Origin of the sequence: Paraburkholderia nodosa DSM 21604 (genome assembly GCF_000519185.1) — a bacterium.
In the GTDB taxonomy this organism is placed as follows: Bacteria; Pseudomonadota; Gammaproteobacteria; order Burkholderiales; family Burkholderiaceae; genus Paraburkholderia; species Paraburkholderia nodosa.
In genome coordinates this window covers 1-1,398 of the sequence record NZ_JAFA01000112.1, presented here as the reverse complement: position 1 = coordinate 1,398, position 1,398 = coordinate 1, and the positions used below count along the sequence as shown (strand labels likewise).

Below are 1,398 nucleotides of genomic sequence, written 5' to 3'. Positions count from 1 at the left end.
AAAGGATGTTCGCCGGATAATGCAGCGTGCGAAGGTTTCTTCGGGCGCCTCAAAACGGAGTTATTCTATCCTCGTGATTGGCAGGCCATCACCGTCGATCAATTCATCGAAGTCGTTGACTCGTACATCCGCTGGTACAACGCAAAGCGGATCAAGATCTCGCTCGGCTCCCTGAGCCCCGTCGAATACCGGCAGAGTCTTGGATTTGCGGCATAAATCAGTCCAGGAATTCCGCCGCACCCCCGACGTATCAATTTACAACTGCGCGCGACACCGACGTCGTTCCGGTTACCGCACGTAGCGTGGAGGCCTACAACCGCGTCAAGCTTCCTTTCACCGAAGTGGCGATTGATCGTTACACCGAGTTTCGGTCCGATGAGCTTGCCCCCGAAAAACGAATCCCTTGCTGAGCAGGTAAACTCAAGCAAGGAGAAGAAGAACGATGACGAGCAAGGCAAAGCGAGCGCAGTACACGCTCGAGTTCAAGCTGGAAGCGGTGCGACTGGTCAAGGCCGGGCAAAGCATGGCGGCGGTGGCGGCGACACTGGGGGTGGTTGAACAGACGCTGTACAACTGGGTGAAGGCTGACCGGGAAGGCAAGCTGGCGGGAGCACGCACGAAGTCTGTGAGCCCGGAGCAGATGGAACTGGCACGGCTGCGTGCCGAAGTGGCTCGCCTGAAGATGGAGCGAGATATTCAAAAAAAGCGGCCGCGTACTTCGCCAAGGAGTCGATGTGAAGTACGCTTTCATCGAGCGCAATCGACGCCACTGGCCGGTCTCTGTACTATGCGAAGTGCTGGAAGTTAGTTCCAGCGGATATCATCAGCATCGACAACGCACCGCGCAGGACAAACCGTACCGAAGTCGCGTGAACGACGACGCGCTGCTCGCGCACATCAAGGCGATTCACGCGCAGGTCAAGGGCGAATATGGCTGGCCTCGAATGTGGAAGGAACTACTCACGCATGGCGTGCGCGTGGGCAAGGAGCGGGTTCGCAAGCTGATGGCGCGGCATGGCATTCGAGCCCGCCACAAGCGCAAATATATCGCGACGACGAACTCGAACCACGATTTGCCGGTGGCGCCCAATCTGCTTGCGCGCAACTTCACTGCAACTGCCCCGAATCAGGTCTGGACGAGCGATATCACCTATCTGGCGACAGCCGAGGGCTGGGTGTACCTCGCGGTCATCATTGACCTGTTCAGCCGACAGGTGGTGGGCTGGTCGATGCAGCCGCACATGAAGGCAGAACTGGTCACGGACGCATTGCGCATGGCGTGGTTCCGGCGCCGCCCGGAAGCTGGCGTGTATCGGCTCCGGTTGTCTGTTGGAGTAGGAATGACAGTCGCCTATCACCCCCTCCGCAGATCCGTACGTGCGCTCCTAACGCATACGG

General features: G+C 58.6%; 1 protein-coding gene and 1 pseudogene. Both read left to right on the top strand.

The window, feature by feature from the left end:
• Positions 1 to 216, top strand: a 216-nt coding sequence (locus A3CW_RS0144150; RefSeq protein WP_028209161.1) for an IS3 family transposase, incomplete at its 5' end; no start/stop codon positions are given.
• A 226-nt stretch (positions 217 to 442) separates the two neighbouring features.
• A pseudogene (locus A3CW_RS49905) lies at positions 443 to 1,310 on the top strand (IS3 family transposase); the annotation flags it as partial.
• Positions 1,311 to 1,398: the final 88 nt, after the last annotated feature.